Source organism: Novosphingobium sp. FG90, from assembly GCF_057808725.1.
The window spans coordinates 302,979-329,965 of sequence record NZ_JBMDIO010000001.1 but is presented as its reverse complement, the minus strand read 5'-3'; the positions used below and the strand labels follow the sequence as shown (position 1 = coordinate 329,965).

Below are 26,987 nucleotides of genomic sequence, written 5' to 3'. Positions count from 1 at the left end.
GCAGGGGCGCTTCCGCTCGCCTGAATGAAATATTGATGAAATTGCAGGTTCAAGTTCGCCCCATAGCGTCCGGGGCATGCCAAAGCCCTCCCAGACTTCGATTTCAGGCGCCACCGGCACTGCCGGGATCAACCGCCTGATCGCCTCCGCCTTTCGCGTCCGCCTCGTCAGCGACGTGCCCGAAAGGCTGGCGCGTTCACCGCTGCCATATCGGCCCAACGCCAAGCGGCGCGAGCGCATCACGACGATCCAGCGGCGCGGCGTGCTGTTCATCCACGTCCCCAAGAACGCGGGCACCTCGGTCTGCCACCAGCTCTACGGAACCCAGATCAAGCACGAGACCGTGCGCTACTACGCCAGCGTCGCCCCGCAAGTGCTGGACCTGCCCAGCTTCGCCATCCTGCGCGATCCGGTCTGCCGGTTCCGCTCGGCCTTTGCCTATGCCAGCAACGGCGGCACCAAGGACCGCAAGGTCGCCCGTCCCTTCAACGAGCGTTACCGCGCCTTCGAAACCGTGGACGACGCGATCGACCACCTCGCCACCGCGCGCAGTCCCTTCGACGTCGACCACATCTTCCGCCCGCAGTCCTGGTATCTGACCGACGCGAACGGCCACTGCCGCGTCGACAACCTGATCCCCTACGAAGAGATCGACAGCCTTGGCGAGATCATGGGGCTGGACGAACTCGACGCCCTGCCCCGCCTGAACGGTAGCAGCAACAGCCGCTCCGGCACCGCACCGATCCGGCTCAATCCCAGCCAGGAAGCCTTCATCGAGGACTTCTACGCCGGGGATTATGCCTTGTGGCGCGGTGCCGTCAGGGTCACCAGCCTGAAGTCTCGCCCTTGTTCTGCGCGTCGAGCCACTTCTTGAGCGGCGCGAAGTAGTCCAGCATCGGCTTGGCGCTCATCTGCGGCGAGCCGGTGAAGGTCTTGAGCGCCTCGGGCCAGGGCTTGGACTGCCCCATAGCCAGCATCGCATTGAGGTTCTCGCCGACCTTCTTGTTGCCGTAGAAGCTGCAGCGGTGCAGCGGCCCCTTCCAGCCGGCCTGCTTGCACGCCGCCTGATAGAACTGGAACTGGAGAATGCGCGCGAGGAAGTAGCGGGTGTAGGGCGTGTTGCCCGGAATGTGGAACTTCGCGCCCGCATCGAACCCGTCGTCGGCGCGGGCCGAAGGCGGCGTTATGCCCTGATAGTCGAGGCGCATCTTCGTCCACGCCTTGTTGTAGTCGGCCGGCTGGATCGAGCCGTCGAAGATGCCCCAGCGATAGCGGTCGATCATCAGGCCGAAGGGTAGAAACGCCACCTTGTCCATCGCCTGACGCAGCAGCAGGCCGATGTCCTTGTCGGCGCTCGGCACCTTCGCCTTGTCGAGCAGGCCGATCTGCACGAGGTACTGCGGCGTGATCGACAGCGCGATGAAGTCGCCGATCGCCTCATGGAAGCCGTCGTTGGCGCCGTTGAGGTACAGATACGGCTGCTTGTTGTAGGCCCGCTGGTAGTAGTTGTGGCCCAGTTCGTGGTGGGTGGTGACGAAGTCCTCCGAATTGACCTTCGTGCACATCTTGATGCGGATGTCGTCCTTGTTGTCGACGTCCCATGCCGAGGCGTGGCAGATCACCTCGCGGTCGGCGGGCTTGGTGATCATCGAGCAGGTCCAGAACGTGCCCGGCAGCGGATCGAAGCCCAACGACGAATAGAACCCCTCGCCCGCCTTCACCATGTCGAGCGGCTTCTTGCCCTGCGCCTTCAGCAGATCGCCGATGTCATAGCCGAGATCGCCCGCGCCCTGCGGCGCGACGAGCGGGTAGACGTTGCCCCACTCCTGCGCCCACATGTTGCCCAGCAGGTCGGCGCGGATCGGCCCGGTGCGCGGCTGCACGGCATCGCCGTACTTCTCGTTCAGCTTGCGGCGCACGTAAGTATGCAGCGCCAGATAGAGCGGCTTGGTCTCTTCCCACAGGCGCTGGGTTTCCGCAGCGAACTGCTCGGGCGTCATGTCGTAGCCCGAACGCCACATGGCGCCGACATCGGCATAGCCCAGTTCCTTCGCGCCCTGGTTGGCGATGCCGACCATCTGCGCGTAGTCCGCCTTCATCGGCTTGCCGACGTTGTCGTGCCACGAGGTCCACATCTCGGCGAATTCGGCCGGAGTGTGCTGCAGATTGCCCATCTCCGCCTCGATGTCCGAGCCGTTGATCGGCTTGCCGTCGAGCGTGCCCTTGCCCTTGCCATAGGCGGAGGACAGGCGAGTGGTGATCTCGCTCAGCCGCGCGGCGGCGCCCGGCGTATTGGGCGCGGGCAGGACGATGCCCTGGCGCAGAATACCCAGCTTGCGCGACACATCGGCGTCGAGGCCAGCGACTTTGGCGAACTTCGCCGCCTCGACCGCGTACTTCACCTGCTTCTCGGTAAGCTGGCCATTGGACTGCGCGGCCAGCGCATCGGTGTCCTCGGTGATGTAGGTGTAGTTGACCCAGTTCGCCTGATTGTTGCCGAGCGAGAAGTCGAACAGATCCTTCTCGGCATCGGCGACGAACTTCGCGGCGCCCTCGGCGGTCTGCGGATAGTCCTCGGCGTGAGCGGGGATCACGGCGAACGACAGGCTTGCGGCCAGCGCAGCCAGTGCGGTGGAGGCGAATTTCATGGGGGGAACCTCTCTGAACCTTTGAATGGGCGCGAGACTAGCCGCCCCTCTCGCGGGATCAACCGCCAGGGGAGGAATATCCTCGGCCGTGAGTACGACGGTCCTTCGCCGCCATGCGATCAAAGGAGCCGCAGGCCCAACTGAACCGGGATTTTTGCACCCATGTTGCGGATCGTTGCCATCAAGCAAGGGACGCTCGCTCCACATGCCGATCCATGTCGTCTACGCCACGCCGGAAGGCCGCTCCCGCATGAAGCCCGTGACCATGGCCGGCGGCCTGTCCTACCTCGACCCGCCGCGCCCGTCTCTGGGCTGGCGCACGGTGATCTGGGAAGGCCCCGCCTTCATCGACAGCTTCCACACCGCGAAGGGCTTCGGCAGCCTGCAGACGATCCTCGAAGGCCGCCTTACCATCACCGTGACCGATGGAGACCTGCGCAGCGTGACCGGCGGCCCCGGCGACGCCTTTGTCTTCGTCGACACCACCGGCGACGGCCACGAGGCCGCCCGCCCCGACGAGGCCACTTTACGCGCGATCAATATCCGCTTCGCTGACGGATGGGCCGCCCTTGCCGAAACCTTCGACGGCTGGCCCAAAGAAGCCGTGCCCTTCGCCTGAATCACCACCACATCGTCATTGCGATCGCAGCGAAGCAATCCAGGGCAGCATTATTCCGCTCTGGATTGCTACGCTGTGCTCGCAATGACGATAGGCGCGGTCAGCCCAGAAACCCAGCGATCGCCCGGCCGAGATCCTTGAACGTCACCGACGACATGTGATTGCCCGGCACTTCGGCATAAGTGCCCTGCGGCAGTGCCGCGGCGAGGTCCTGCGCCGAGCCGTTGTCGTGATCGTCCGCGCCGCACACGCACAGCGTCGGCATCGTCACTTGCGCGATGGCGTCGGGCGCGGTGTCGTCCACCGAGCCAAGCAGCAGGCGCGCGGCCACGCGGTCGATCTTCATCGACTTCATGAAAGCCTGCGCCACAAACGCCTTGTCGCCGCGCTCGATGGTCCCGAAGCGGTCGATGGCGTCGACGAAATGCGCGCTGCGCTTCGCCCAGCCCGACAGGCCCGTCAGCCCCATGCCTCCCAGCACCAGCCGCTGCGGCGCCAGCCCCGCCAGCACGCCGCGCACCACCGTCCGCGCGCCCAGCGAAAAGCCGCCGAGATCGTACTCCGACAGGCCCAGCGAGGCGATCACCGCCTTGAGATCGCGCACCAGCACGTCGGACGGATAGGCATCCGCATCGTGCGGCCCGTCGCTCTGCCCGTGGGCGCGCAAGTCCGGCATGAACACCTCGAACCCAGCATCGGCGAGGATCTTCGCATTGCCGAACTTGATCCAGTTCACCTCGGCGCTGGAGAACAGCCCGTGCAGCAGCACCAGCGGCCGCCCACCGGGCTGACCCGTCGTATGAAGGGCGAGCTTCGCCCCGCCGAAACCTTCGACGAAATCGGTCTTCACATCGCTCACAGGCAAACTCGCTTTCCGGTCATTCAGGCGGCTCGAGACCGGCGGCCTTCCATCGGTCCATGACGCCCGCGTTCTCGGCGCTCGTCATGCCCGGCAAGTGCCGCACGTCGGTCCATGCCGTCAACATGCTTTCGGTCGCATAGTTCTGGCTGGGGCGAAACGGCGCGGGATCATCGAAGCTGCCCACGGTCAGGTCGATGTTTTCTCCGTCGAGAAACGCGAACCCCAGCGGCGTCCCGCACTGCGAGCAGAACGGCCGGTGCGCGATCGGAGACGAGCGATACCAGTCCGGCTCCCTCTCCCACCGCACGGCCGATTGCGGCGCGTTGACGAAAGCGATCGACACCCCGCCGGTCGCCCGCCGGCACATGCGGCAATGGCACAAGTACGCCTTGTCGGGCTCGACTTCAGCGGAATAGCGGATACGGCCGCACTGGCAGCCGCCGGTCATGGTGGTGCTCATGCCGAAAAAGGTATGCGCGCCCTGCGGGGATTGAAAGACGCGCCGGGAAAATCCGCGTCGTCCCGGATGCGATCCGGGACGACATGCCCATCAACCCTTCTTGAGATGGCGGCGACCCAGCAGTTCCGCGATCTGCACCGCGTTGAGCGCCGCGCCCTTGCGCAAGTTGTCCGACACGCACCACAGCGCCAGACCGTTGTCCACGGTCGGGTCTTCGCGCACGCGGCTCACGTAAGTGGCGCCATCGCCCACCGCCTCGATCGGGGTGACGTATCCACCGTCCTCGCGCTTGTCGACGAGCATCACGCCCGGCGCTTCGCGAAGGATGTCCTGTGCTTCCTCGGCGCTGATCTCTTCCTCGAACTCGATGTTGAGCGCTTCGGAGTGGCCGACGAACACCGGCACGCGCACGCAGGTCGCCTGCACCTTGATCTTGGGATCGAGGATCTTCTTGGTCTCGACCACCATCTTCCACTCTTCCTTGGTGGAACCGTCGTCGAGAAACACGTCGATGTGCGGGATCACGTTGAAGGCGATCTGCTTGGTGAACTTGCGCGGCTCGGTCGGGTCGCCGACGAAGATAGCACGGCTCTGTTCGAACAGTTCGTCCATGCCCGCCTTGCCCGCGCCCGACACCGACTGGTACGTGGAGACGACCACGCGCTTGATCTTCGCCTTGTCATGCAGCGGCTTGAGCGCGACGACCATCTGCGCGGTCGAGCAGTTGGGGTTGGCGATGATGTTCTTGGCCTTGTAGCCCTCGATCGCGTCCGGGTTCACCTCGGGCACGATCAGCGGCACGTCGGGGTCCATGCGGTAGAGCGAGGAGTTGTCGATCACCACGCAGCCCTGCGAGGCCGCCTTGGGCGCGTAGACCTGCGTCGCGGCGGAACCGGCCGCGAACAGCGCAATATCCCAGCCAGTGAAGTCGAAATGCTCCAGGTTCTTCACCTTGAGCATACGGCCGGTATCGCCATACTCGACCTCGGTGCCGACCGAGCGTGAGGAAGCAACGGCGGCGATCTCGTCCGCCGGGAATTCGCGCTCGGCAAGGATGTTGAGCACTTCGCGGCCGACATTCCCCGTCGCACCGACGACGGCAACCCGGTAACCCATGGCAAATTCCCTTTAAAGGCGCGCCCGGGCAAGCGGACGCCGACACGCCCGGCGGGTTACCCGCCCGCGCCGCTCAGGGCAAGCACCGCGAGGGCGGCAGGGCGGTTAAGCGGGCAATGGCCCCAGCGGTGCTATGGGCTCGGCCACAGGAGGGGGCACGGTGGGATTGCGACGAAGGAACGGCTGGCGCGTCCAGTAGGTCAGCGAGCGCCAACTCCATTCCAGCGGCCCGCTAAGGAAGACGCGCAGCCAGACATTTGCGAACACCAGCATGCCCAAGTCGATCACGGTCGCCGTGACCATCAGTTGCGCCCAGCCGAACTTGTCCCACAAACCCAGTCCCCAGGACGCGAACACGAACCACATCGTCGTGATGCTGGTCAGGATGTAGATCGAGAACGCCATGCGCCCGGCTGCCTTGAAGGGCGAAAGTACCGCCCTGCCCATAGCGGTCTTCATCAACAGGTTGAAAAACCCGACATGGCCGAGCGTCACCGACAATCGCGCGAACTCTGCAGTGATCATGCCCGGCGTCGGCCATGGCGTGAACTTGAAAATCTCCATCAGGTCCCATCCCCTGAACCCGCATCCCACGGCATAGCCCGCGACCGCCAGCCCCGCGTAGAAGCCCGGGGACCGGTCGCCCTGGATGATCCCCCACTTGAACAACGCCATGCCCAGCAACATCGCCGGTACTGCCTCCAGCACGGTAAAAAACAACCCGTTGCCGTCGCCGAACACCTTGTTCCAGACGAACCACGCGAACATCACGTATTGATGCGGCCATCCCGCGCGCGCCCTGGCTTCGGCGTCGATCGCGATCTGGTCCTTCTTGCTTGGCGGCTTGGAGAGGTCGTGCTGATCGGCCTTCTCCTGCCAGGCATCGAGCGTCTTCCTGTCTTCGACCGAGAGCTTGGCGCCGGTCTTCTGCTTCTTTTGCAACGCCTCGACCTTGTGGATCCGCTCGATCCGCTCCTGATAGGCGAACGCCCCGCTCACCGCCACGAAGGCGGCGAAGGCCATGCCCATCGCCAGCAGCACCCTGGGCGAAGTCTTGCGGAACGGGAACAGCAGCAAGGCCGCCAGACCATAGGCCAACAGGATGTCACCCACCCAGCCGATTATGAAAATGTCGATCAGGCCGAACAGGATGAGCAGGAGATTGCGGCGATAGTAGAGGTCCGCCACCTGCACCGGATCGTCAGGTTTCATGGCCTTGGCGGTGAAAACCATCACGCCGGCGCCGAACAGCAGCTCAAACAGCCCGCGCTGGGTGCCGTCCCAGAAAATATGAATGGCCGCCCAGGTCGTCTGATCGGCAGCACTCCATGACAGGCGACGGAAATCGTGCATCCACGATGACACGTTCGTGCCCATGAAGGGGATGTTCATGTAGAGGATGCCCAGGATCGCGATCCCGCGCAAAACGTCGATCACGTCGATCCGAGCGCGCCCACGCACCGGGCCGAACTGAGGCAATTCCCCCGCCATGACTGCCCTCACCTATATTTTCAGGAAAGGTAATTGAGGGCACCTGCACAGTCAATCGAACGCAATCGTTCAACCCATGACAATTACCGCCATGTTGGATTACTTGGCGATCGACTTTCAGGAGAAAGTAAAAGACAATCCGGAAACGTCGCTCCTCCCTTTCAACGAGAGCGAGCGACGTTCCTGATCCGATCAGTGCGCCGTCGCGCCTGCCGCAGCCGTGTGCGGCGCGGGCGCGGCAGCAAGTTCGTCCGCCTCGGTCCATTCGATCGCGGTGACCGGTTCGGTCAGCGCCTTGGCCAGAACCTCATCGACGTGGGCGACCGGGATGATCTCCAGTCCCTGCTTCACGTTGTCGGGAATTTCGGCGAGGTCCTTGCGATTGTCCTCGGGGATCAGCACGAGACTGATGCCGCCGCGCAGGGCAGCGAGCAGCTTTTCCTTGAGGCCGCCGATCGGCAGCACACGGCCGCGCAGGGTGACTTCGCCGGTCATGGCGACGTCCTTGCGCACCGGAATGCCCGTGAGCGTCGAGACGATCGACGTCACCATGCCGATACCCGCCGAAGGACCATCCTTGGGCACCGCACCTTCGGGAAGATGGATGTGGATGTCCTTCTTGTGGAACACGCTCGGCTTGATGCCGTAGGCGGGCGAGCGGGCGCGCACGAAGCTGAACGCGGTCGAGATCGACTCGTTCATCACGTCGCCCAGCTTGCCGGTCGCCTTGATGTTGCCCTTGCCGGGGACGGTCACGCTTTCGATGGTCAGCAGTTCGCCGCCCACCTCGGTCCAGGCGAGGCCGGTGACGGCGCCGACCTGATGTTCTTCCTCGCCGACGCCGTGACGGAACTTGCGCACGCCCGCGAATTCCGCGAGGTTTTCCGGCGTGATCGTGACTTCCTTGGTCTTGCCTTCAAGGATCTGGCGCAGCGACTTGCGCGCCAGACGCGCCACTTCGCGCTCCAGCGTGCGCACGCCGGCCTCACGGGTGTAGTAGCGGATCAGGTCGCGCAGACCATCCTGCGTCAACGTGAATTCGCCCTTCTTGAGCCCGTGCGCCTCCACCTGCTTGCGGATCAAGTGACGCTCGGCGATCTCGACCTTCTCGTCCTCGGTGTAGCCTTCAAGGCGGATGATCTCCATGCGGTCGAGCAGCGGCTGCGGCAGGTTCAGGCTGTTCGCGGTGCACACGAACATCACGTCCGACAGGTCGATGTCGAGTTCCAGATAATGATCCTGGAACTTCGCATTCTGCTCCGGATCAAGCACTTCGAGCAGTGCCGAGGCGGGATCGCCGCGGAAGTCCTGGCCCAATTTGTCGATCTCGTCGAGGAGGAACAGGGGGTTGGACTTGCCCGCCTTGCGCAGGTTGGTCACGATCTTGCCTGGCAGCGAGCCGATGTAGGTACGGCGGTGGCCGCGAATCTCGGCCTCGTCGCGCACGCCGCCCAGCGACTGCCGGATGAACTCGCGCCCCGTCGCCTTGGCGATCGACTTGCCAAGCGAGGTCTTGCCCACGCCCGGAGGGCCGACGAGGCACAGGATCGGCCCCTTCAGCTTGTTGGTGCGCGCCTGCACCGCCAGATATTCGACGATGCGATCCTTGACCTTGTCGAGCGCATAGTGATCGGCATCGAGGATTTCCTGCGCCGAGGAAATATCGCGCTTCAGCTTGCTCTTCTTGCCCCAGGGCAGGCCCAGCAGCACGTCGAGGTAGTTGCGAATGACGGTCGCCTCGGCGCTCATCGGCTGCATCGACTTGAGCTTCTTGAGCTCGGTCGTCGCCTTCTCGCGGGCTTCCTTGGACAGGCGCGTCTTCTCGATCCGCTCCGCCAGTTCCAGCAGTTCGTTGCCCTCGTCGCCTTCGCCGCCGCCGAGTTCCGACTGGATCGCCTTGAGCTGTTCGTTGAGATAATATTCGCGCTGGGTCTTTTCCATCTGCCGCTTCACGCGGCCACGGATCTTGCGCTCCACCTGCAGGACGCCGAGTTCGCCCTCCATGAACGAATAGACCATCTCCAGCCGCTTGAGCGGATCGGATTCGGAAAGAACCGCCTGCTTGTCGGAAACCTTCGCCGAAAGCTGCGCAGCAACGGTATCGGCCAGCTTGGCCGCATCCTCGATGTCGCCGAGTTGCTCGCCGGCATCCTGGCTGAGCTTCTTGTTAAGCTTGGCGTACTCGTTGAACTGGTCGACAACGGTGCGCATCATCGCCGCGACTTCGGTGCCTTCTGCCTCTGTCGGTTCGATCGGCTCGACCCCGGCGACGAGCATCTCGCCCTCTTCCGTGGTTTCCGAACGCAGGGTTTCGAGACGGGCGCGGTCCTGTCCTTCGACCAGGACACGCACGGTGCCGTCCGGCAGCTTGAGCAGTTGCAAGACGCTGGCGATGACGCCGGTATCGTAGAGGTCGTCACGATCCGGATCATCGCAGCTGGGATCGAGCTGGGCGAGGAGGAAGATGTCCTTGTCGCCGGCCATCGCCGCTTCCAGCGCGGCCACGGATTTCTCACGGCCCACGAAAAGCGGCACGACCATGCCCGGAAAAACGACGATATCACGCAGCGGCAGAAGCGGAAGCAGGTTCAATGCACTTGTCCAATCATCTCGCACGGGGACTGCATCTTGACCCATCCCCGGCATTCTCCCGCAGGATATGGGGGGTTTTGGCCGCCATGCAATCTTTTCGAGGCGAAAGGCCGTGGAAACCCGCCTGCCCGCTACTGGAAAATAGGCCCTTCGCACGGCGGACACATCAACGAGTGGGTCCGATTCCGAGGTATAATGACCCAAACCGCACCGTTTCAGCGCAAGACCTTAGCGTCCTTCGACAAGCTCAGGATGAGCGGGGCTGACGCAAAGACCGCCGGAAAAGAAAAGCTCAGCCCGAACCACCGCTCAGGCTGAGCTTGTCGAAGCCCCGAAAGGCGAACGCGCCTCAGAACGGCAGCTTGAAGCCCGGCGGCAGGCCCATGCCCTGCTGCGCCTTCGCCAGTTCCTCGTTCGCGACCGAGTCGGCCTTGACGCGCGCGTCGTTGTAGGCCGCCGCGATCAGATCCTCGAGGATCGGCTTTTCCGATGCGGTCATCAGGCTGTCGTCGATCGACACGCCGATCACGCGGCCCTTGGCCGAACAGCGGATCTTGACGAGACCACCGCCCGAAAGCCCCTCGACCTCAAGCTGGTCGAGCTTGCCCTGGGTTTCGTTCATCTGCTTCTGGATGGTCTCGGCGGCGGCTTGCGCGGCCTGGATCATCTCTTCCATCGACTTCATCTCAACGTCTCCAATTGCGGCCACCACCGCCGATGGCGGCCTGGCGATCTTCCTGAATGAGCTCGGCCCCGGGAAATGCCGCCAGCGTCGCCTCGACCAGTGGTGAAGTGCGCAGCGCCTCGGCGTCGGCGGTTTTCTGCACCTCGTGAACTTCAACGAGGGTGGGCGCGCCCTCTCCCGCGACCTTCGTGACTTCCCACCGCTCGCCAGTGGCCGCCTGAAGGCCATTGCGCAGAACGCCGACGAGATCCTCGTTGAAGCCCGGAGGCTGTGTATAGCGCAGCAGGCCCGAGGCCAGTTCCACCACGCGCACCTGCATGCGCATGGTGTTGGCGGCAGACATTTCGCCCGCATGTTCCACCTCGTCGACCAGCGCTTCCCAGCGCGGCGCCAGCGCGGCGGGACCCGTAGCGGCACCGGAACCGACGGGCGCTTCGGGCGCAGCGCTGCCGCCTTCGGCCACGGACGCGGCCGGTGCGCGCGCGGCGATCTCTTCAAGCTTGCGCACCAGCGAACCGGGATCGGGCATGTCGCTGGCGTGCATGATGCGCAGCAGGGCCATCTGCGCTGCGACGAGCGGATCGGGCGCGGACTTCACCTCTTCATGACCCTTGAGCAGCAATTGCCAGAGGCGATGGAGCTGGCCTGCGCGCAGGGACCTGGCCCAGCCCTCGATCGCCTCGCGCTCCTCGGTGGAATGCGCATCGGCGCTCCCGCTGACCTGAGCCACAGCGACGCGATGGATCAGGTCCATGAGCCCGCGCATCAGCGCGATCGGCTCGACACCCAGCGCGAACTGGTGCGCGACGAGGTCGAGCAGATCGCCCCCCTTGCCGTCGAGGATCGCGGCGATGAGCTTGCGCTGCACGCTCTTGTCCGAGAGACCAAGCATGTCGCGCACCTTGTCGGCGCGGACCTGGCCCTCTCCGTCCAGATCGGCATGGGCGATGGCCTGGTCGAGGATCGAGAGGCCGTCTCGTACCGACCCCTCAGCCGCCGCCGCAACCATGGCGAGCGCCTCGCCCTCGGCCTCGACACCTTCCTTCGCGCAGACATTGGCGAAGTGGCCCGCCAGCATCGGCGCAGGGATGCGGCGCAAGTCGAAGCGCTGGCAGCGCGACAGCACCGTCACCGGCAGCTTGTCCACCTCGGTCGTCGCGAAGAGGAACTTCACATGCGCGGGCGGTTCCTCAAGAGTCTTCAGCAAGGCATTGAAAGCATTGCGCGAGAGCATGTGGACTTCGTCGATGATGTAGATCTTGTAACGCGCCGAGACGGCGGCGTAGCGCACCGCCTCGATGATCTCGCGCACGTCGTCGACGCCGGTGTGGCTGGCCGCGTCCATCTCGATCACGTCGATGTGACGCCCCTCGGCGATGGCGACGCAGGGTTCGCACTTGCCGCAAGGGTCGATCGTCGGGCCGCCCTGCCCGTCCGGCCCGATGCAGTTGAGGGCCTTGGCGATGAGGCGTGCGGTCGACGTCTTGCCGACACCGCGCACGCCCGTCATCAGGAAGGCATGGGCCAGTCGGTCGCGCTTGATCGCGTTGGCGAGGGTCTGGACCATCGCCTCCTGCCCGATCAGTTCGGCGAAAGTCTGCGGACGGTACTTGCGCGCGAGTACGCGGTAAGGCTGCGCGGTGGTTCCGGCGGGGGCGGGCTTGGCCGAGGGGCCTTCGACAGACTCAGCCTGAGCGGGGATCGGGGCGGGCTTGGGCGACTCGGCGAACATCGCGCTCTGGCCCGCTGCTTCGAGTTCCGTAACCGAGGGCTTCGATTCCGGCTCGGGATCGTCGAACATCGACTGCTGCCCGGCGGCCTCCAGTTCGGCGGCATCGGGCTTTTCGTCGGCATCATCCTCGTCCCAGGGGGGCGTATCGCCGAACATGTCGCGTGAATCGTCCATCGTCGGCCAAACTAGGGGTTCATGGCCGGGATGTCAGGGGGAAAGCGGCCGGAACCCCTGCATGTTCCACAGCCTTCGTGTCCAAACGAACACAAAGGCATGATATTTCAGCGATGTAGAGAAATGAAGGAGCCGAACGACCCGCCGCAACCCGTTGTGGCTGCTTCCTTCCGGACCTGACCAAGTTGGCGGACGCAAGCGCCCGTCCGACTCCCGGATCGCCCTATGGCGATGGTTTCACGGGAATGCAAGCGGTTAGAACGACGTCGCCCCGGACTTGAGCCGGGGCGATGAAAGATCAGCGGAAGTTGTCGGCGTAAGCCTGAATCTTCAGGCGGCGCGGCGGAGTGGCATGGATTTCCGCCTCGATGCCGTACTTGTCGGCATAGGCCTTGGCCTCTTCCGAGGTCGGGAAGCGCAGGATGACCTGCTGCTGCATGTCGCCCGAGCCGGCCCAGCCCATCAGGGGATCGGGCTTCTTCGCCTCGGACGGTGCGAACTCCAGGGTCCACTGGTCGAGCAGCGCCTTGCCGGACTGCATGGCGTTCTTCGGGCGTTGATAAATGCGTGCGCTCATGAGCCAGCGCTTTGCCTCCGAATCGCTGCCGAAATCAAGCGCGAATCACGCCTTGCGACTTGCTTCAAAGGCATTGCGCGTCTTGAGGCTGGGGTCTTCGGTCCAGGGTTCATCGGGCCAGCGGTGGCGCGGATAGCGCCCCTTCATATCGCGCTGCACGTCGCGCCACGATCCCCGCCAGAAGCCGGGCAGGTCGCGTGTGGTCTGGATCGGGCGACCGGCGGGCGAAGTCAGCTTGAGCAGGAGCGGCTGCGAAGGCTGACCGAAGCCGGGATGCCGGTCGAGCCCGAACAGGGCCTGCACGCGCACTTCCACCGAGGGGCCGCCCTCGTCCTCGTAGTCGATGGGATGCGTGGAACCGGCGGGACTGCGGAACTCGGGGGGAGCCAGGCGGTCGAGCGCCTGCTGGTCATCCCAGCTCAGCCGATTGCGCAAGGCCTGCGCCACCGCGCCGCCGTCAAGCTGGTCCAGCCGCCGCCCCAGCAGTGGCCCGAGCCATTCCTCGAGGTCCGCCAGCAGCGCCTCTTCGGACACCGCCTCGATCCCCGCATAGCGCGCGCGGCGCAGGAAGTTCTGGGCGCCCTTGCCCAGCGGCACCAGCGACAGGCCCTTGAGGCGTATGCGCTCGATCAGGAAGGCGCGGATCGCTTCCGGGTCGGGCGACGGGTCAGGTCCACTCGCCAGCGTGATCGCGCCGAGCCGACGCTCCAGCCGCGCCTCCACTCGGCCATCGACCTCGTTCCACCGCAGCACGGTGCGACGCTCGATGGCATCGCCGAGCCACGCCTCGACCTCGGCCGTTTCCAGCGAGGCGCCGGAAAGGATACGCGCGCCCTTGGCCTGCCCCTGCGCGTCGCCGATCACCATCCACTCGCGCGCGGCCAGCGGCGAGGCGGGGTCGAGCATGTAGCCCCTGCCCCCCGCGCTCAACCATGTCTCGCCCGAACCGTCGCGGCGGCGCGCCAGCATGTCGGGACGGCCGAGGGCGAGGATCACGCCGGGGGGCAGATCGTCGGCGGCGCTGGCATCGACCAACCCCGCCGCCCGCCGTGCCCAGCCCGCCGCGAGCTTGCGCGAAGCCTGCGCGCGGGGCGCGCGGTCGGTATCCCAGCGGGAAAGGCGCTGCGTCAGGTCGTCGCTGCGGCCACCAAGCCCGCGCTCCTGCAACAGCAGCGCGAGCTTCGCCGCATCCTCGCCCGCGCCATGTTCGGTCGCGCGCAGGATCATCGCCGCCTGCGCGGGGTCCATCGGCAGGCTCGCCACCTTGCGCCCGAACGCGGTGATGCGCGCTTCCCCATCGAGCGCACCGAGTGCCGCCAGCCCCTTGCGCGCCGCTTCCAGCGCCGGGCCGGGCGGCGGGTCCAGCCAGGCCATCGCCTGCGGATCGCCCGCCCCCCACTGCGCCAGCGTGAGCGTCAGCGGCGCAAGGTCGCTGGTCAGCATTTCGGGCGGATCGAACTCTGGACGACCAGCATGAGCGGCCTCTTCCCAAAGGCGATAGGCGACGCCGGGCTGCTGGCGGGCAGCGCGGCCCGCACGCTGGGCAGCGGAGGCCCGGCTTGCCCGGTGCGTGACGAGGCGGGTGACGCGCGCCGCCTTGTCGAACTCGGCACGGCGCGAGAGGCCCGCGTCCACCACCACCGAAACGCCGTCGAGCGTCAGCGAGGTCTCCGCGATCGCGGTCGCCAGCACCACCCGGCGGCGGCCTTCGGGATCGCGCCGGATCGCCGCGCGCTGGGCGGCGGGATCACACTGCCCGTGGAGCGGCAGGACCAGCGCAGCAGGCAGCTTCTGCGCCAGACCCTCGGCCACCCGCTCGATCTCGCGAACGCCGGGGAGGAAGGCCAGCACATCGCCATCGGTGTCGCGCCATGCGGTGAGGACAGCCGAAGCGACCGCGTCCTCGATCCGCCTGTCCGGCGCGTGCCCCAGCCAGCGCAATTCGAGCGGCCAGGCCTTGCCCGCGCTCTCGATGACCGGGGTGCCCTCCCCCAGCAGCCGGGCGAAGCGGGTACCGTCGATGGTGGCGGACATGACGACCACCCGCAAGTCCTCGCGCAGCACGGCGCGGCTCTCGATCGCCAGCGCCAGGCCGAGGTCGCTGTCGAGGTGGCGCTCGTGCGCCTCGTCGAACAGCACGGCGGACACGCCGGGAAGCTCCGGGTCCGAGAGGATCGTCGAGACGAAGATCGCCTCCGTCATCACCACCACGCGCGTGCGGGCCGAACGCTTGACGTCGAGACGGGTGACGTAGCCGATCGTCTCTCCTGCAGTCTCGCCCAGTTGCTCGGCCATGCGCTCGGCGGCGGCCCGCGCGGCGACACGGCGCGGCGAGAGCAGGATCACGGTGCCGCTGCACCAGTCCTCGCCCAGCAGGGCCGGGGCGAGCGCGGTGGTCTTGCCCGCACCGGGCGGGGCGATGAGCACGGCGCCCGTGCTGATACCCGTCTCGGCACGCAGGGCGGCGAGAAGATCGGGCAGGACGGCATGGATCGGCAAGGTGCTCACAGGCGCGGCTTTAGAGATCGTTTGGAAATTCGCGAAATACGAATTTCGCGGCACCGACCGCCAGGGAAAATGCCTCCAAGGGCATTTTCCAGACACATTACCACCGCGCGTGAAATCGCCAAAGCGGTTGCGATACGGGATCATTTCGCCTCGCTTGTGCACTTTTCATAAAGACTTGGATAGTATCGGGGACCGCTTGCGAGCCCCCGTTCTCGAATTGCAGACGCGCACACCATGAATGTTGCCGGTCAGTATCCCCTCCGCGTCGCGCAGTATCTGCGCCTGCGAGAGCACATACCGCCGCTCTACGGTCTGCTTTCGATCAATGCCGCCGTTCTGGCCTTCACCCATCGCCATCTTGCTCCGCCCCTGCTCGTCTACACCATCCCGGGCATCCTGATCACGGCATGCGTGCTGCGCATGATACTCTGGACCCGCCCCGTCAGGCCTGCAGATCTGGAACTCGCAGCGGTCGACCGGCGCCTGCGCCGCACGCACATCTTCGCGGTGGTGTTTTCAATGGCCTTCGTCGCCTGGTCGCTGACGCTGGACCAGTATGGCGGGCCATACGAGCATGGCCACGTCGCCGTCTTCGTCTCGGTGACGGTGCTGGGCTGCGTGTTCTGCCTCAACTTCCTGCCACGCGCGGCGCTTGCAGTCTGCGTTACGGTTCTGGGGACTTTCCTCACCTATTCTGTGATCACAGGCGGCGAAGTGCTGATCGCCATCGCCGCGAACATTACCCTCGTGGCCATCGGCATCCTCAAGATCCTGCGCGATTCCTATCATTCCTTCGTCGATCTCGAGGCCTCCCAACGCGATCTCAGCATGGAGCGGCAACAGGCACAGGCGCTCGGCGAGGAGAATGCCCGCCTCGCCCAGACCGACGCGCTCACAGGAATGCCCAACCGCCGCTTCTTCTTCGCGACGCTGGAGGGGCTGCTGGAGCGCGCCGGCCCCGAAGACCGCTTCAGCGTCGGCCTCATCGACCTCGACCGCTTCAAGCCGGTCAACGACACTCACGGCCACGCCCATGGCGACCGGCTGCTGCAGATCATCGGTACGCGCATGAATGCGGCTTGCCCCGGCGATGCCATCGTCGCCCGACTCGGCGGCGACGAGTTCGGACTTATCGTCATGAGCGGCCCGCCCGAGGCCGAGCGCGTCGCCAACGACTTGTGCCGCGCCATCCGCGAGCCCGCCCGCATTGGCGACATCATGGTATCGGTGGGCTGCTCGGCGGGGCTGGCCGTCTATCCCGAGACCGCCGCCAGCGCCAACCTGCTGTTCGACCGCGCCGACTTCGCGCTGTACCACGCCAAGAACCACAAGCGCGGCCAGTGCGTCCTGTTCTCGCAGGAACTGGAACGGCTGATCCGAAGCGAGCAGTCGCTCGACGCCGCGCTGCAGCTGGCCGACCTCGATGCCGAACTCTCGCTCAACTACCAGCCGATCGTCGCGACCGAGGACCTCGACACGATCGGCGTCGAATGCCTCGCCCGCTGGCACTCGCCTCGGCTCGGCCATATCTCGCCGGAACTTCTCATCGCCTCGGCAGAGCGCGTCGGGCGTGCGCGCGAAGTCACGCTGGCGCTGTTCGACCAGGCGCTCGATGCGCTGGCACGGCTGCCCGCAGGCCTGCGCCTCTCCTTCAACCTATCCGGCAACGACATCTGCAACCCGGAGACCATCGACGCGCTGCTCCGGCGGATCGAGGCATCCGGCTGCGATCCGCGCCGGGTGCTGATCGAGATCACCGAATCCTCACTCATTTCGGAATTCGCCATCGCCAGCGCCGCGCTTGAACGGCTACAGCAGACGGGGATGCGGATCGCGCTCGACGATTTCGGCACGGGCTATTCCAGTCTGTCCTCTCTGCACCAGTTACCGCTCGACATGGTGAAGATCGACCGCAGCTTCGCGGTGCGGCTGGACGAGGCGTCGGGCCGCCGCCTGATAACGGCAATCCGTCACCTCGCCCGCTCGCTCTCGCTGGAGTGCGTGATCGAGGGGATCGAGACGGAGAACCAGCTCGTCAGCGCAAGGCTGGCGGGTTTCTCGCTGGCTCAAGGCTATTTCATCGCCCGGCCCATGACGCTGGAAAGAGTTCTGGAACGGCTCGCCCAGCCCGGCACGGCGCGCTGGAATTCCGTGGCGGGCTGATCGTCAGCCGGGACTGGCGCGTACCCCGTAGTCGATGCGAATGCGGACCCATTCGCCGACCTGCGGCTTGCCATTGATGCGCGGCGGGATCACCTGGAATTGCCACGCGGCATTGAGCACCGCGCGCCCGAAACCCGAACCGCGCGGCGATTCGCCGAGAATCTGACAGTTCTCGACGTGGTAATGATCGATCGTCTGGCAGGCCACCATGCCCCAGCCCTCCCGCGGCGCATTGGCGGGCATATAGCCGCCAAGCTGTGCGTCGGTGGGCCGACGGAACCAGTCGGCGTTGTAGAGAGTCGCACCGCCCGGCCCTTCGCCGGGACCATAGGTCGAGCCGCTGTTGCCGCCGCCGGAGGGGCTGCCGCTGCCCGAACTCTTCATCCCACCGATGTCGGCCGCCGCCATCTCCGATTTGGAAAGCTTGAGGAAGCTGAAAGCGGGCTTTTCCGGCGCCTGGGTCGGCTTCTCGACCGGCTGTACCGGCGTCTCGACCTGGACCTTGGGCTGCTGGACCTGATCCTTCTCGACCTTCTCCGCCTTCTTGGCGGGTTCAGGAGACTTGGCGCCGGTATCGGCGTCCTCGCCCTCGACATTGAAGGTGACGGGGTTCTTCGCCTTCTCCCGCAAGGGCGCCACCGCCGTCTGGTAGATGGCGATCAACAGGGCAATAATGATGATCGCCGCCGACAGCAGCGAGGAGATCAGGCGTTGGCGAGGCGACCCGGACTGGTATCCGGTGGCGCCCCTGTCGGCGTAGGAGGGCATGGCGCGCCTCATTAAGCGAGCCGGGCTCGCGCCGCAATTACGGCTTTGTTGCAGAGTGTCGCAATCCCTGTGGACTGTGGCTCCGATGCCCGCCCGGACGAGCGAGCCTCAGCTCAATACCGCCGCGCGACCGCGAACTCGACCGCCTCGGCCATGGCGTTGCGCGCTTCTCCGGCCGGGAAGCCCGCGATCGCATCGATCGCGCGCTGGGCGTAGAGGCGTGCCCGCTCACGGGTCGCCTCGACGCAGCCGTGGCGGTTGATGAGTTCGACGGCGTGGGCGAGGTCCTCGTCCTCGGTACGGAAGCCGGCGATGGCGTCCTCCCAGAACTTGCGCTCCTCGGCGTTGCCGCGCGCATAGGCGAGGATGACCGGCAGGGTCATCTTGCCCTCGCGGAAATCGTCGCCCTTGTCCTTGCCCGATTCGGTAACTTCCGAATCGTAGTCGATGGCATCATCGACCAGCTGGAAGGCAATGCCGAGGTTACGGCCATAGGCGTCGAGCGCCATTTCCTCCGCCTCGCTCTTTTCCGCGACGATCGCGGAAATGCGAGTGGCGGCGGCAAAGAGCGCGGCGGTCTTGGAGCCGATGATCTGGAGGTAGTGATCCTCGCTCGTCTCGATCCGGCGCTGCGCGGTCAGCTGGTCGACCTCACCGGCGGCAATGATGGAGCTGGCCTTGGAGAAGACCCGCAGCACCTTGAGGCTGCCGTCCTCGACCATCAGTTCGAAGGCGCGGGTGAACAGGAAATCGCCCACCAGCACCGTCGCCGGATTGCCGAACACGATATTGGCAGCGGCCTTGCCCCGGCGCATGTCCGAACCGTCGACGACGTCGTCGTGGAGCAGCGTGGCGGTGTGGAGGAACTCGACCGCTGCGGCCAGCTTGTGGTGGCGGTTGCCCTGGTAGCCGCAGAGTTCCGCAGCCGCGACCATCAGCATCGGGCGCATGCGCTTGCCGCCGCCCGAGATCAGGTGCCCGGCAAGGGCCGGAATAAGAGGAATCTCACTCTGCATGCGGTCGAGAATGACGGCATTGACGCTGTTCATGCCGGACGCAGTAAGCGCCAGCATAGGAGCCAGGGAGGGTTGCTGCCTGCGCGTCTGCAGGGGGACGATATCTGCGCTCATCGCTGCGCGCTTTGGGCGCTAGGCGTCCTCAACGCAAGCGCAAACGGTATCAACCGTGGCCGCAACCGGATTGGCAGAAGTGGGAAACCCGTGCTAGCGGGCGCTGCGATGACTCAGCAGACTTCCTCGACCGTCGGCACCGTCGACCCCGTGCTTGCGGGCTTTCGCTCCAGCATCGACAACATCGATGCAGCCTTGATCCATATGCTTGCCGAGCGTTTCCGGATCACCAAGGCCGTGGGCGAATACAAGGCGAAGACCGACCTTCCCGCCTCCGACCCCGGCCGCGAGGAGCGCCAGATCGCCCGCCTGCGCAAGCTGGCCGAGGACGCGCATCTCGACCCCGATTTCGGTGAGAAGTTCATCCGCTTCGTGATCGACGAAGTGATCCGCCACCACGAGCAGGCCAAGAACGAGGGCTAAGGAAGCGCGTCGTTAGCACGAGCCGTGCCACGATGCTCTCCTCATAGTTCCGTCACCCTGAACTTGTTTCAGGGTCCATCTGGCGGCTTGCCCGGATATGTGGCGTCACCATCGGTGCCCGCCGTTTATCATTTCAGGCGCCCGGGTGTGCCGAGGAATGGACCCTGAAACAAGTTCAGGGTGACGGGGGTATGCAGTCAAGGGCAGGACCGGCAGCCTCGGGCTGCCTTGGTCCTGCGCTTCAAACCCCGCTTAATCTTCCACCAGATCCTGCAGGCGGGCCATCAGCGTCTGGATGCGCGTTGCCGCCTCGGTGAAGGTCGCGACGTCATCACGGTTGCCGTTGCCGCGCGCTTCCTTGGCCGATTCGAGGTACCCCTCGAGATCGACTTCCAGCGCGTCGACCAGCATTTCGATCTCGTCCGAGGTCAGCGGGACGTTGATGGGCTTGCTCATGAATGCTCCTGAATTGGCTATGCCGCGCAGATAGCCCGCCTGCCCGCGACCGCAAGCCGTGGCAGGACCGGTTACCCCGAAAAATCTATCAGCTGCCGATGCGCGGCAGCTTCAGTTTCACCAGCAGCCCGCCCAGATCCTCGCTCTCGTCGAGTTCGACGGCGCCGCCGTAAATCTCCACCACATCGCGCACGATCGCAAGGCCAAGGCCGGTGCCGGGCTTGCCGGTATCCAGCCGTGCGCCGCGATCGAAGATGCGGATGCGTTCGGCCTCAGGGATGCCCATGCCGTCGTCCTCGATCCAGATTTCGCAGAAGCGCTCGTTCTTCGCCGCATCGACGGTGACGAAGACGCTGCCGCCGCCATACTTGGCCGCGTTCTCGATCAGGTTGCCGAGCATTTCCTCAAGGTCCTGCTTCTCCATCGCGACGACGACCTCGTGGTTGCCGTCGAGGTCAAAGCGGGCCTGGTCGTAAAGCCGCTCGACCGCGCGCAGCACCGCCTCGAGGCTCGGCCAGACTTCGGCGCGCGACTGGCCGACGGCGCGGCGTCCCACCGCGCGCGCCCTTGCAAGGTGATGATCGACCTGACGACGCATCACCGCCGCCTCGCGGATCACGGTGTCGGCAAGGTCGGGCGCCTGTGCCGTGGCGGCGTTCATCACCACCGTCAGCGGCGTCTTGAGGGCATGGGCGAGGTTGCCCGCATGGGTGCGCGCCTCCTCCGCCTGCCGCTCGGTATGGGCGAGCAGCGCGTTCAGCTCGTTCACCAGCGGCTCGACCTCGCGCGGGAGCGGATCGTTGACGCGGCTGGAGCCGGTCGTGCGCAGCTTCTGGATTGCCCGCCGGACGTGGCGCAGCGGGAACAGGCCGTACCACGTCTGCATCCCCGCCATCAGCAACAGCCCGACGCCAAGCGCCACGAAGCTGTAGACCAGGATCGAGCGGATCATCTTGATCTGGTCGTCGAGGTCCTTGCGGCTGGCGGCGACGGTGAACATCCATTTCGCATCGCTGCCCGGCAGGATGATCGACCGCTCCATCACGCGCAGCGGCTCGTTTTCGAACTGGAAGCTGTCGTAGACGTGGGTTTCGGCGTCGAAATGGCCATCCGGCACGTTCAGGCTGCGATCCCACAGCGAGCGCGAGGGGAAGTCCTCATGCCCCTTGGCGCGGATTTGCCAATAGAGGCCGGAATTGGGTTCGAGGAACCGCTGGTCGCCGAGCGGACGGATGAAGAACACCTCCCCATCCTGCGAGATTTCGGCCGAGCCGATCATGCCCGTCAGCATGTAGCCGAGCTGCTCGTCGAAATTGCGCGTGACGATGCCCGTCACCGTATGGTCGAGCGCCAGCCCGCCCGCGAGCAGGAGGAACGAGATCCAACCCGCCGCGATCAGCATCATGCGCCGCGCGAGCGAGCCGGTGCTGCCGGCTCGCTTCACGCGAACATCAGGGGATGCAGCCTCAGCCGCGGCCGGGTTCGGCGGGATCGTCGAGACTGTATCCAAGGCCGCGGATCGTCGTGATGACATCGGCACCCAGCTTCTTGCGGATGCGCGTGACGAAGACCTCGATCGTGTTCGAATCGCGGTCGAAATCCTGATCGTAGATGTGCTCGATCAGTTCGGTGCGGCTGACCACCTTGCCCTTGTGGTGCATCAGGTAGGACAGCAGCTTGTATTCCTGCGCGGTCAGCTTGACCGGCTCGCCGGACAGCGTGACGCGGCCCGAGCGGGTGTCGAGGCGCACCGGCCCCGCCGTCAGTTCGCTGGAGGTATTGCCCGAGGCGCGGCGGATCAGCGCGCGCAGGCGGGCGATCAGCTCCTCGGTTTGGAACGGCTTGGCGAGGTAGTCGTCGGCGCCGGCGTCAAGGCCCGCGACCTTGTCCGACCAGCTGTCGCGCGCGGTCAGCACCAGCACCGGGAACGTGCGGCCCTCGCGGCGCCACATGCCCAGCACGGTCAGCCCGTCGATCTCGGGCAGGCCGAGGTCGAGGATCACCGCGTCGTAATCTTCGGTGGAGCCGAGGAAATGCCCGTCCTCGCCATCGGCGGAGAGGTCCACGGCATAGCCGTTCTGCTCCAGCGTGGTCTTGAGCTGGTTGCCCAGGGTGGGCTCATCCTCGACGATCAGGATGCGCAATTTACCGTCCTCCTAACATGAACGAGGTGGAGATGGGCCGAAAGGCTGAAACGGTCAAGCAACAGGGCGTCGCTAAGTTCCCCGCTCGTTCCTAACGGGACTGGCCGATGATGCGACCCGTCCGGGCATCGACGTCGACGAAATAGACCTTACCGTTCTTGATGAACTTGAGGCGGTAGGTCATCGCAGCCGGATCGTACTCAGGCCCGATGTACTGCATGCCCGCCATGCGGGGCAGCACCTCGCGCTCGATCTCGCGCGGGGGGAGGACATTGCCGGCACGGCGCTCGCGCCGCAGCTCGCCCTGCTCGCCGCCGGAGGCATGCGCCATCGGAGCCGTCAGGGCGGGAAGCACGGCCAGTGCCGCAAGGAGGGTCGAAATCCTTTTCATCACGACCTCGGTGCCTAAACTTGAAGGCTTGAACAAGTCCTGAATGTGGCGGGAAGGTGGCAGACAGGTTTCCGGTGTTGCGGATGGGCAACGCTGGGTGGCGTGCTGCGTTGATAAGCGCCCTGCCGCCGGGGCTTCGACAAGCTCAGCCTGAGCGGGATTTAGAGGTCCGCTCTCAAAACCGCTCAGGCTGAGCTTGTCGAAGCCCCATCGGGCACACACCGCCTTCCCTTCTCCCTCCCTCCCCTGTAGGGCGCGGGCCATGGCACTCGCACCGATCCTCAGCTGGGAAAACCTCGGCCTCGTCCAGGGCAATGGCTGGCTCTTTCAGGGCCTCGACATCAACGTGGGTCCGCGCGACCGGCTGGCGCTGATCGGGCGCAACGGCGCCGGCAAGACCACGCTGCTCAAGCTGCTGGCGGGCATCGTCGATGCCGACAAGGGCACCCGCTCGGTGCAGCCGGGCACGCGCGTCGTCACGCTGGAGCAAGACCCGTTCTTCACCGGCTACGACACCCTGCTCGACTTCGCGATCCACGGCGACGATGCGCCTGCCCGGCACGAAGTCGAGGCGATCGCCGACCAGCTCGGCATCGACCTTTCGCGTGAGGCCGCCAGCGCATCGGGCGGTGAGCGCCGCCGCGCAGCCCTCTGCCGCGCGCTGGCGATGGAACCCGACCTGCTGCTGCTCGACGAGCCGACCAACCACCTCGACCTCGCCGCGATCGACTGGCTGGAAACGTGGCTGCAGCGCTACAACGGCGCCTTCGTGGTCATCAGCCACGACCGCACCTTCCTGACCCGCCTGACCAACGCGACGCTGTGGCTCGACCGCGGCGGCCTGCGCCGCAAGGACATCGGCTTCGGCGGCTACGAGGCGTGGGAAGAGGAAGTCTACGCCGAGGAAGCGCGCGCCGCGCAGAAGCTCGACGCCAAGCTCAAGATCGAGGCGCACTGGCTGGAACGCGGCGTCACCGCGCGCCGCAAGCGCAACCAGGGTCGTCTGGCCAAGCTGTGGGAAATGCGCGCCACCCGCGCCGCGATGGTCGGCCCGCAGGGCGCGGCCAAGCTGGAAGTCGTCGCCAACGACAGCAAGACCAAGTCGGTGATCGTCGCCGACAAGGTGACCAAGGCCTTCGGAGACCGCACGGTCATCAAGGACTTCTCCCTGCGCATCCAGCGCGGCGACCGCATCGGCATCGTGGGTGCCAACGGTTCGGGCAAGACCACGCTGCTCAAGCTGCTGATGGGCGAGATGCAGCCCGATTCCGGTACGATCACGCAGGCCGCCAGCATGGAGCCCACCGTGATCGACCAGCAGCGCAGCCGCATGGAGCCGGAAATGCGTATCCGCGACGTGCTGGCCGAAGGCAGCGACTGGATCGACGTGCGCGGGGTGCGCAAGCACATCCAGGGCTATCTCAAGGACTTCCTGTTCGATCCGGGTCTGGTCGAGGCCAAGGTCGGCACCCTTTCGGGCGGCGAGCGCTCGCGCCTGCTGTTCGCGCGCGAATTCGCCACCACCTCCAGCCTGCTGGTGCTCGACGAGCCGACCAACGATCTCGATCTTGAAACGCTCGATCTGTTGCAGGAAGTGATCTCGGACTACGACGGCACCGTGCTGATCGTCAGCCACGACCGCGACTTCCTCGACCGCACGGTGAACATCACGCTCGGCCTCGACGGGTCGGGCCATATCGATGTGATCGCGGGCGGCTATGCCGACTGGGAAGCCAAGCGCCGCGAGCGCACCGTGGCCTCGGCGAAGAAGGCGAAGGCGGAAACCGCTGCCGCCGCGCCGCAGATGCCCGCGAAGAAGGCCAAGCTCTCGTACAAGGACCAGCGCGACTACGAGCTGCTGCCCAAGCGGATCGAGGAACTCGAAGGTCTGATCGCGCGCGACGAGACGGCGTTGTCCGACCCGGCGCTCTACACGCGCGACCCGAAGAAGTTCGCCGCACTGACCGACGCCATCGCCAAGGCGCGGGCCGAGAAGGACACCGCCGAGGAGCGCTGGCTGGAACTGGCGGAGCAGGTCGAGGGCTGAGGCAGGCTTATGGCGCGGGGGCTTCGACAAGCTCAGCCTGAGCGGAATTTAAAGACCTGCTCTGAAACCCGCTCAGGCTGAGCTTGTCGAAGCCCCCGCGTCACACACCGCCCTTGCCAAATCCCACCATTCAGCCGATAGCCCCCCAACCAAATCGGTTAGCGAGGGCCACCATGATAAACCGCATCCGCGACATCCGCCGCCAGAAGAACATGACGCTGGCCGACGTGGCGCTGGCCTGCGATCCGCCGACCACCGCGCAGACCATCGGCCGCCTCGAAACCGGCATGCGCAACCTGTCGCTGGTATGGATGAACCGCATCGCCGCCGCGCTGCAGGTGGAGCCGGAAACGCTGCTGCGCTCCGAAGGCGCCGAGCCCGCCCGCCTCGTCGCCACGCTCGGCACCAAGGGCGCCGAGACGCTGAAGAAGCCCGTCGACGCCGTGCTGCCCAACGACCTCTCCTCCGACGCGCCGTGGGTGGTCGTCTCGGTGGACGCCGCCGTCGGCGAATACCGCGAGGGCGACCAGCTGTGGCTGCGCCAGCACCGCCCCGAAGAGGCCGCCGACCTGCTCAACCGCGACGTGCTGGCGCCGATGCCGGGCGGGCGCTTCGCTTTCGGTCGGCTCACCGAGGGCAGTGCACAGGCCGTCACCCTGCTGCCGCCCGCCGCTGGCAAAAGCCCGGTCGCGGTGGAACAACCCGCCTGGCTCGCGGTTGCCGAAATGCTTGTCCGCAAGCTCTGATCCGCAAGCTCTGACCCTCGGCCGCCACGGGAAATCCATGCACGTCCTGTCCATCGCCACGCTGTTCCCCAACCCGGTGAAGCCCTCGTTCGGCGTATTCGTCGGCAACCAGATGCGCGCGGTCGTCGCCAGCGGTCAGGTGGACCTGACGATGGTGAGCCCCATCGGCATCCCGCCCTGGCCGCTCTCCACGCGCGAACCCTACGCGCGGCTGAAGGACATTCCGGAGGTGAGCGACGCGGTGGGCCTCAAGGTCCACTACCCCAAGTTCACGACCTTCCCGAAAGTCGGCGGCGACACCAATCCAGGGCGCATCGCGCGCGCCGTCCTGCCGCTGGTGCGGGGGCTGCACAAGGAGAAGCCGTTCGACCTCGTCGATGCGCAGTTCTTCTTCCCGGACGGCCCAGCCGCCGCGATCGTCGCGCGCGAACTGGGCATCCCGCTGACCATCAAGTCGCGCGGGGCGGACATCCATTTCTGGGGCCAGCGCCCGCATGCCCTGAAGCAGATGCTGGAAGCCGCGCACCAGTCCGCCGGGCTGCTCGCGGTCAGCCAGGCGCTGCGCGAGGACATGATCGCGCTCGGCATGCCCGCAGACCGGATCGAGATCCACTACACCGGCCTCGACCGCGAGAAATTCCATCCGATCGAGCGCGGCGCCGCCCGCGCGCTGGTGTCCGCCATGCCCAACCTGCAGATCTGGTCCGAAGGCCCGCTGCTGGTGACTCCAGGCTCGCTGATCCCGCGCAAGGGTCAGGCGCTGGTGATCGAAGCCCTCACCCGCCTTCCCGAAGCGCGGCTTGCGCTGGCCGGCGCGGGCGAGGACGAAGCCCGGCTCAAGGCTCTGGCACACCGCCTTGGCGTTGCGGAACGAGTGCAGTTCCTCGGCCTCATCGACCACGAATTGTTGCCCCATGTCCTGTGCGCGGCGGACGTGCTGGTGCTGCCCTCGGCCAGCGAGGGACTAGCGAACGTGTGGGTGGAGGGCCTTGCCTGCGGCACCCCGATCGTCATCCCCGACATCGGCGGCGCGCGCGAGATCGTCAGCGATCCCAGCGCGGGCCGCATCGTCGAACGCACGCCGGACGCCATTGCCGCCGCAGTCGAGGACATTCTCGCCGACCCGCCCTCGCAGGCGGAGGTGGCCGAGCATGTCAGCCGCTTCTCGTGGGGCGTCAATGCCGAGAACATCGTGCACTTCTGGAAGGGCATGCTGGGGGCGAGCCAACCCGCCCCGATCGCCGAGACCGTCTAA

General features: G+C 65.8%; 23 protein-coding genes and 1 other RNA gene. 7 read left to right on the top strand and 17 right to left on the bottom strand.

Annotated features, from left to right (window positions below; translation table 11 throughout):
* Nucleotides 1-76 precede the first annotated feature (76 nt).
* Entirely contained in the window at nucleotides 77-874 is a 798-nt protein-coding gene (locus ACODRZ_RS01565; protein ID WP_488971160.1) for a sulfotransferase, read from the top strand.
* Here the strand turns inward: ACODRZ_RS01565 and ACODRZ_RS01560 are convergent.
* A complete protein-coding gene (locus tag ACODRZ_RS01560; protein WP_488971159.1) occupies nucleotides 825-2,648 on the bottom strand; it encodes a M2 family metallopeptidase in 1,824 nt (607 codons plus the stop codon). The genes ACODRZ_RS01565 and ACODRZ_RS01560 overlap by 50 nt on opposite strands.
* Nucleotides 2,649-2,853: 205 nt before the next feature.
* Here ACODRZ_RS01560 and ACODRZ_RS01555 point away from each other — a divergent pair, with 205 nt between their 5' ends.
* Nucleotides 2,854-3,267 carry a hypothetical protein gene (locus ACODRZ_RS01555; protein WP_488971158.1) on the top strand — a complete coding sequence of 138 codons (414 nt, stop codon included), beginning with the start codon at nucleotides 2,854-2,856 and terminating at the stop codon, nucleotides 3,265-3,267.
* A gap of 100 nt (nucleotides 3,268-3,367) precedes the next feature.
* On the opposite strand, the gene ACODRZ_RS01550 is transcribed toward ACODRZ_RS01555, so the two are convergent.
* The 10 genes from ACODRZ_RS01550 to hrpB all read right to left on the bottom strand — a co-directional run bounded on the left by ACODRZ_RS01550 (nucleotide 3,368) and on the right by hrpB (nucleotide 15,464).
* Nucleotides 3,368-4,126: an alpha/beta fold hydrolase gene (locus tag ACODRZ_RS01550; RefSeq protein ID WP_488971157.1), complete on the bottom strand. Its 759-nt coding sequence runs from the start codon at nucleotides 4,124-4,126 to the stop codon at nucleotides 3,368-3,370.
* Nucleotides 4,127-4,145: 19 nt separating this feature from the next.
* Complete coding sequence (locus tag ACODRZ_RS01545; protein WP_488971156.1) at nucleotides 4,146-4,589, bottom strand: GFA family protein; 444 nt, start codon at nucleotides 4,587-4,589, stop codon at nucleotides 4,146-4,148.
* Between the two features lie 90 nt (nucleotides 4,590-4,679).
* Nucleotides 4,680-5,705, bottom strand: a complete 1,026-nt coding sequence (locus ACODRZ_RS01540) for an aspartate-semialdehyde dehydrogenase (RefSeq protein ID WP_488971155.1) — start codon at nucleotides 5,703-5,705, stop codon at nucleotides 4,680-4,682.
* Between the two features lie 105 nt (nucleotides 5,706-5,810).
* Nucleotides 5,811-7,196, bottom strand: a complete 1,386-nt coding sequence (locus ACODRZ_RS01535; RefSeq protein WP_488971154.1) for a DUF418 domain-containing protein — start codon at nucleotides 7,194-7,196, stop codon at nucleotides 5,811-5,813.
* A 192-nt stretch (nucleotides 7,197-7,388) separates the two neighbouring features.
* The gene (lon, locus tag ACODRZ_RS01530; RefSeq protein WP_488971153.1) at nucleotides 7,389-9,833 is read right to left on the bottom strand and encodes an endopeptidase La; all 2,445 of its coding nucleotides are present in this window, start codon (nucleotides 9,831-9,833) and stop codon (nucleotides 7,389-7,391) included.
* Nucleotides 9,834-10,137: 304 nt separating this feature from the next.
* Nucleotides 10,138-10,473 (bottom strand): YbaB/EbfC family nucleoid-associated protein, encoded by a 336-nt coding sequence (locus ACODRZ_RS01525; RefSeq protein WP_488971152.1) that lies wholly within the window; start codon nucleotides 10,471-10,473, stop codon nucleotides 10,138-10,140.
* A 1-nt stretch (nucleotide 10,474) separates the two neighbouring features.
* Nucleotides 10,475-12,379: a DNA polymerase III subunit gamma/tau gene (locus ACODRZ_RS01520; protein WP_488971151.1), complete on the bottom strand. Its 1,905-nt coding sequence runs from the start codon at nucleotides 12,377-12,379 to the stop codon at nucleotides 10,475-10,477.
* A 121-nt stretch (nucleotides 12,380-12,500) separates the two neighbouring features.
* Nucleotides 12,501-12,597: signal recognition particle sRNA small type (ffs, locus tag ACODRZ_RS01515), an RNA gene on the bottom strand.
* A gap of 80 nt (nucleotides 12,598-12,677) precedes the next feature.
* The gene (locus ACODRZ_RS01510; RefSeq protein WP_488971150.1) at nucleotides 12,678-12,956 is read right to left on the bottom strand and encodes an ETC complex I subunit; all 279 of its coding nucleotides are present in this window, start codon (nucleotides 12,954-12,956) and stop codon (nucleotides 12,678-12,680) included.
* Nucleotides 12,957-13,001: 45 nt separating this feature from the next.
* The gene (hrpB, locus tag ACODRZ_RS01505) at nucleotides 13,002-15,464 is read right to left on the bottom strand and encodes an ATP-dependent helicase HrpB (RefSeq protein WP_488971149.1); all 2,463 of its coding nucleotides are present in this window, start codon (nucleotides 15,462-15,464) and stop codon (nucleotides 13,002-13,004) included.
* A gap of 234 nt (nucleotides 15,465-15,698) precedes the next feature.
* Between hrpB and ACODRZ_RS01500 the strand changes: the two genes are divergently transcribed.
* Nucleotides 15,699-17,627, top strand: coding sequence for a putative bifunctional diguanylate cyclase/phosphodiesterase (locus ACODRZ_RS01500; RefSeq protein WP_488971148.1), 1,929 nt, complete (start codon nucleotides 15,699-15,701; stop codon nucleotides 17,625-17,627).
* A gap of 3 nt (nucleotides 17,628-17,630) precedes the next feature.
* Here ACODRZ_RS01500 and ACODRZ_RS01495 read toward each other — a convergent pair whose 3' ends face one another.
* The gene (locus ACODRZ_RS01495; RefSeq protein WP_488971147.1) at nucleotides 17,631-18,395 is read right to left on the bottom strand and encodes an energy transducer TonB; all 765 of its coding nucleotides are present in this window, start codon (nucleotides 18,393-18,395) and stop codon (nucleotides 17,631-17,633) included.
* Nucleotides 18,396-18,508: 113 nt separating this feature from the next.
* Nucleotides 18,509-19,525 carry a polyprenyl synthetase family protein gene (locus ACODRZ_RS01490; protein ID WP_036522601.1) on the bottom strand — a complete coding sequence of 339 codons (1,017 nt, stop codon included), beginning with the start codon at nucleotides 19,523-19,525 and terminating at the stop codon, nucleotides 18,509-18,511.
* A 108-nt stretch (nucleotides 19,526-19,633) separates the two neighbouring features.
* Here ACODRZ_RS01490 and ACODRZ_RS01485 point away from each other — a divergent pair, with 108 nt between their 5' ends.
* The gene (locus ACODRZ_RS01485; RefSeq protein ID WP_488971146.1) at nucleotides 19,634-19,948 is read left to right on the top strand and encodes a chorismate mutase; all 315 of its coding nucleotides are present in this window, start codon (nucleotides 19,634-19,636) and stop codon (nucleotides 19,946-19,948) included.
* A gap of 252 nt (nucleotides 19,949-20,200) precedes the next feature.
* Here ACODRZ_RS01485 and ACODRZ_RS01480 read toward each other — a convergent pair whose 3' ends face one another.
* The 4 genes from ACODRZ_RS01480 to ACODRZ_RS01465 all read right to left on the bottom strand — a co-directional run bounded on the left by ACODRZ_RS01480 (nucleotide 20,201) and on the right by ACODRZ_RS01465 (nucleotide 22,939).
* Entirely contained in the window at nucleotides 20,201-20,404 is a 204-nt protein-coding gene (locus ACODRZ_RS01480; RefSeq protein WP_488971145.1) for a hypothetical protein, read from the bottom strand.
* 88 nt (nucleotides 20,405-20,492) lie between these two features.
* The gene (locus tag ACODRZ_RS01475) at nucleotides 20,493-21,809 is read right to left on the bottom strand and encodes a sensor histidine kinase (RefSeq protein ID WP_488971175.1); all 1,317 of its coding nucleotides are present in this window, start codon (nucleotides 21,807-21,809) and stop codon (nucleotides 20,493-20,495) included.
* Between the two features lie 61 nt (nucleotides 21,810-21,870).
* Nucleotides 21,871-22,548: a response regulator transcription factor gene (locus ACODRZ_RS01470; protein WP_008832032.1), complete on the bottom strand. Its 678-nt coding sequence runs from the start codon at nucleotides 22,546-22,548 to the stop codon at nucleotides 21,871-21,873.
* A gap of 91 nt (nucleotides 22,549-22,639) precedes the next feature.
* Nucleotides 22,640-22,939: a PepSY domain-containing protein gene (locus tag ACODRZ_RS01465; protein WP_488971144.1), complete on the bottom strand. Its 300-nt coding sequence runs from the start codon at nucleotides 22,937-22,939 to the stop codon at nucleotides 22,640-22,642.
* Nucleotides 22,940-23,201: 262 nt separating this feature from the next.
* On the opposite strand from ACODRZ_RS01465, the gene ACODRZ_RS01460 reads away from it, so the two are divergent.
* From ACODRZ_RS01460 to ACODRZ_RS01450, 3 genes are all read left to right on the top strand, one after another.
* Complete coding sequence (locus ACODRZ_RS01460; protein WP_488971143.1) at nucleotides 23,202-24,986, top strand: ABC-F family ATP-binding cassette domain-containing protein; 1,785 nt, start codon at nucleotides 23,202-23,204, stop codon at nucleotides 24,984-24,986.
* Nucleotides 24,987-25,159: 173 nt separating this feature from the next.
* Nucleotides 25,160-25,732: a helix-turn-helix domain-containing protein gene (locus tag ACODRZ_RS01455; protein ID WP_488971142.1), complete on the top strand. Its 573-nt coding sequence runs from the start codon at nucleotides 25,160-25,162 to the stop codon at nucleotides 25,730-25,732.
* 37 nt (nucleotides 25,733-25,769) lie between these two features.
* Complete coding sequence (locus tag ACODRZ_RS01450; protein WP_488971141.1) at nucleotides 25,770-26,987, top strand: glycosyltransferase; 1,218 nt, start codon at nucleotides 25,770-25,772, stop codon at nucleotides 26,985-26,987.

Bases quoted from the DNA above. Each gene is read 5' to 3' on its own strand.
- ACODRZ_RS01565 (WP_488971160.1), top strand. From the start codon at position 77: ATGCCAAAGCCCTCCCAGACTTCGATTTCAGGCGCCACCGGCACTGCC.
- ACODRZ_RS01560 (WP_488971159.1), bottom strand. From the start codon at position 2,648: ATGAAATTCGCCTCCACCGCACTGGCTGCGCTGGCCGCAAGCCTGTCG.
- ACODRZ_RS01555 (WP_488971158.1), top strand. From the start codon at position 2,854: ATGCCGATCCATGTCGTCTACGCCACGCCGGAAGGCCGCTCCCGCATG.
- ACODRZ_RS01545 (WP_488971156.1), bottom strand. From the start codon at position 4,589: ATGAGCACCACCATGACCGGCGGCTGCCAGTGCGGCCGTATCCGCTAT.
- ACODRZ_RS01540 (WP_488971155.1), bottom strand. From the start codon at position 5,705: ATGGGTTACCGGGTTGCCGTCGTCGGTGCGACGGGGAATGTCGGCCGC.
- ACODRZ_RS01535 (WP_488971154.1), bottom strand. From the start codon at position 7,196: ATGGCGGGGGAATTGCCTCAGTTCGGCCCGGTGCGTGGGCGCGCTCGG.
- lon (WP_488971153.1), bottom strand. From the start codon at position 9,833: ATGGGTCAAGATGCAGTCCCCGTGCGAGATGATTGGACAAGTGCATTG.
- ACODRZ_RS01525 (WP_488971152.1), bottom strand. From the start codon at position 10,473: ATGAAGTCGATGGAAGAGATGATCCAGGCCGCGCAAGCCGCCGCCGAG.
- ACODRZ_RS01520 (WP_488971151.1), bottom strand. From the start codon at position 12,379: ATGGACGATTCACGCGACATGTTCGGCGATACGCCCCCCTGGGACGAG.
- ACODRZ_RS01510 (WP_488971150.1), bottom strand. From the start codon at position 12,956: ATGAGCGCACGCATTTATCAACGCCCGAAGAACGCCATGCAGTCCGGC.
- ACODRZ_RS01500 (WP_488971148.1), top strand. From the start codon at position 15,699: ATGAATGTTGCCGGTCAGTATCCCCTCCGCGTCGCGCAGTATCTGCGC.
- ACODRZ_RS01495 (WP_488971147.1), bottom strand. From the start codon at position 18,395: ATGCCCTCCTACGCCGACAGGGGCGCCACCGGATACCAGTCCGGGTCG.
- ACODRZ_RS01490 (WP_036522601.1), bottom strand. From the start codon at position 19,525: ATGAGCGCAGATATCGTCCCCCTGCAGACGCGCAGGCAGCAACCCTCC.
- ACODRZ_RS01485 (WP_488971146.1), top strand. From the start codon at position 19,634: ATGACTCAGCAGACTTCCTCGACCGTCGGCACCGTCGACCCCGTGCTT.
- ACODRZ_RS01480 (WP_488971145.1), bottom strand. From the start codon at position 20,404: ATGAGCAAGCCCATCAACGTCCCGCTGACCTCGGACGAGATCGAAATG.
- ACODRZ_RS01475 (WP_488971175.1), bottom strand. From the start codon at position 21,809: ATGATGCTGATCGCGGCGGGTTGGATCTCGTTCCTCCTGCTCGCGGGC.
- ACODRZ_RS01465 (WP_488971144.1), bottom strand. From the start codon at position 22,939: ATGAAAAGGATTTCGACCCTCCTTGCGGCACTGGCCGTGCTTCCCGCC.
- ACODRZ_RS01460 (WP_488971143.1), top strand. From the start codon at position 23,202: ATGGCACTCGCACCGATCCTCAGCTGGGAAAACCTCGGCCTCGTCCAG.
- ACODRZ_RS01455 (WP_488971142.1), top strand. From the start codon at position 25,160: ATGATAAACCGCATCCGCGACATCCGCCGCCAGAAGAACATGACGCTG.
- ACODRZ_RS01450 (WP_488971141.1), top strand. From the start codon at position 25,770: ATGCACGTCCTGTCCATCGCCACGCTGTTCCCCAACCCGGTGAAGCCC.